The organism is Xanthovirga aplysinae, from assembly GCF_009711365.1.
Lineage (GTDB): Bacteria > Bacteroidota > Bacteroidia > Cytophagales > Cyclobacteriaceae > Xanthovirga > Xanthovirga aplysinae.
On sequence record NZ_SMMB01000575.1, the window covers coordinates 1 to 2,462 of the forward strand.

Sequence of the window (2,462 nt, forward strand, 5' to 3'; positions counted from 1 at the left end):
TGGCAAGGAAGGTCATTTATTAGCCCAAGGCTATCAAACTTTCGAAAATATAAAACCTATAGTAGATAAATTACTTTCTTCGGAAAAAGTTTAATTTATTGGACCATTTAAACTCCCATGTCCCTTCAGCCTTATTGATAAGGGGGTGATACATGGGAGCTTTACAGAAAAAATCCACATAGAAAAACCAAAGAGTTAATCAAATAACTTAAATCAGTCTTAGTTCCCTTTATTGTTAATAAAATTGTTTCTAAACTCTTGAATATAGGGCTTTGCCTTCTCCAAATCTGTACTCCTGATAAATAGCTCCACAACGGAAGGATCTCCCCCAATAAATCCGGCAGTTATGGAAGTCTGGAATTCATTCTGAATCCTTGAGGGAACTCCAATCTTCTCTAATTTTCCTTTTAACAAATTTGCAAAGACTTGACTTCCCTCAAACACCTTAATACTTCGCTTTTCCATGATTATGTATTTATTAGGATTTTTACGGATTTGGATAAATTTAAGTTAGAGAAAATTCACCAATGAACCAACTTAAAAAGTTAGGCCAAATAGGAATAATCCCATTGTACAGCTGGGGAATAAAAAAGTTTACCTTCTTGAATATTTAAGGGAGAACCGATATTGTTATAATATAACTGACCTGTCCCTAACCCCTGAGGAATGCCCTCCACAGGAAATTCAGCCGTAAATTGACTAATGGCATTTAACCCAATGTTAGACTCTAAAGCAGAGGTTACCCACCAGCCAATGCCACGATCTTCTGACAACCTAATCCACTCCCTAGTTGCCTTTAATCCCCCCAGCAAAGTAGGCTTAAGAATAATAAATTGTGGTTGAATAGTTTCCAGAAGGGCAACTTTTTCACTTTCTTCTTGTATTCCGATCAATTCCTCATCAAGAGCAATAGGCAAAGGAGTACCTTTACATAAATGTCTCATTTTTTCCATTTGACCTGCTTTAATAGGCTGTTCAATGGAATGCAAATCAAGTTGAGCTAATCGTTCAAGTTTTTCCATTGCCTCATGAGATGAAAAAGCTCCATTAGCATCAACTCGTAAAACAATATCTTCTTTTGAAAAACGCTCACGTATAAAGGCCAAAAGATTGTATTCTCTTTCAAAATCTATGGCGCCAATTTTCATTTTTATACAATTAAACCCCTTCTTTAATTTATCTTTAATCTGTTGGAACATAAACTCCTCCTCCCCCATCCAGATCAGGCCATTTATACTAATAGGTTTTTCTCCCTTGCTAAAGGAATTTTCAAATAATATTCTTTTCCCACCATTCATTAAATCTAATAAGGCTGTTTCTAAACCAAACCTTAAAGATGGCAAAAATGAAGGAATCCACTCTTCAACGGCAGCATATATAGCTTCTTCATTAAGCTCAACATCTAAGCCATCCAATTGCTGCAAGACCTCAGTACAAATCTCCTCAAAATCTGAACGATCGTCTACACTCAAACCTTTCAAAGGGCCCGCTTCCCCTAATCCAAAGATTTCCCTCCCCTCTCTTGGGCACACCTTTATCCAGAATGTATCTTTTGATCTTAGTACTCCCCTAGAGGTCCCCGCTTCAAATTTAAAATCAAGGATATGTTTTTGGCAACTCGTTTTTATCTCCATATAAGACTTTAATTCTCAACCGTTGTTTCAAACCATTCAATGACCATGTAAATCGCACTTCCAAGAAGTTGGATTTTTCCAATTTTCAATTGATTTAAATAACCAACTATGATTATTAGGCAAATAACATAAAAGTTACGGTAATAAACCCTATCTTTGCGCTCCAAAAGTAAAATTATCTTTAAAAAGAAGTTTTAAACATTTCACTTATTTTTTTTCAAACAGAGTAACAATTCTGTAAGTAATAAATTGCAAAAAGAATTAAAATGGCAGAGAAGGATTTAACTATTGACGTAGTAGTAGAAATTCCTAAAGGAAGCAGAAACAAATATGAGTACGATTACGAGAAAAAAATGATCCGTTATGACCGGATGATTTTTTCTTCTATGCATTACCCAAGCGATTACGGCTTTGTTCCAGATACCTTGGCTTTAGATGGAGATGCATTAGATGCATTAGTATTAGTTTCAGAACCAACTTTTCCGGGTTGTATTATAGAAGTTAAACCAATTGGTCTTTTCAGAATGACCGATGATAAAGGACCAGATGCTAAATTAATTTGCGTCCCTGTTTCAGACCCTGTGTGGAATAAGATTAACAATTTGGAAGAAGTAAACCCTCACTTAATCAAAGAGATTGAACATTTTTTCCAGGTTTACAAAGATTTAGAAGAGAAGAAAGTAGGCATTGAAGGATGGGAGGATAAAGCTGCTGCCATTAAAGCCATTGAGGAATCAAAGGTAAGATACCAAGAGAATAATAAGTAATGATTCTTACCAGTTGCTTTAGGCAATTGAAAGACTCATTTATAAGCTAAAAAGAGAGCTA

At 35.3% G+C, this 2,462-nt stretch carries 3 protein-coding genes; 1 reads left to right on the plus strand and 2 read right to left on the minus strand.

Annotated features, from left to right (window positions below; translation table 11 throughout):
- Positions 1-219 precede the first annotated feature (219 nt).
- Both E1171_RS02840 and E1171_RS02845 read right to left on the minus strand, forming a co-directional pair.
- Positions 220-465 (minus strand): putative signal transducing protein, encoded by a 246-nt coding sequence (locus E1171_RS02840; protein ID WP_155203883.1) that lies wholly within the window; start codon positions 463-465, stop codon positions 220-222.
- 80 nt (positions 466-545) lie between these two features.
- A complete protein-coding gene (locus E1171_RS02845; protein ID WP_155203885.1) occupies positions 546-1,634 on the minus strand; it encodes an o-succinylbenzoate synthase in 1,089 nt (362 codons plus the stop codon).
- A 266-nt stretch (positions 1,635-1,900) separates the two neighbouring features.
- Between E1171_RS02845 and E1171_RS02850 the strand changes: the two genes are divergently transcribed.
- The gene (locus E1171_RS02850) at positions 1,901-2,401 is read left to right on the plus strand and encodes an inorganic diphosphatase (protein WP_155203887.1); all 501 of its coding nucleotides are present in this window, start codon (positions 1,901-1,903) and stop codon (positions 2,399-2,401) included.
- The last annotated feature ends 61 nt before the right edge of the window (positions 2,402-2,462 follow it).

Excerpts from the sequence above, each read along its gene's own strand:
- E1171_RS02845 (WP_155203885.1), bottom strand. The coding sequence starts at position 1,634 with ATGGAGATAAAAACGAGTTGCCAAAAACATATCCTTGATTTTAAATTT.
- E1171_RS02850 (WP_155203887.1), top strand. The coding sequence starts at position 1,901 with ATGGCAGAGAAGGATTTAACTATTGACGTAGTAGTAGAAATTCCTAAA.
- E1171_RS02840 (WP_155203883.1), bottom strand. The coding sequence starts at position 465 with ATGGAAAAGCGAAGTATTAAGGTGTTTGAGGGAAGTCAAGTCTTTGCA.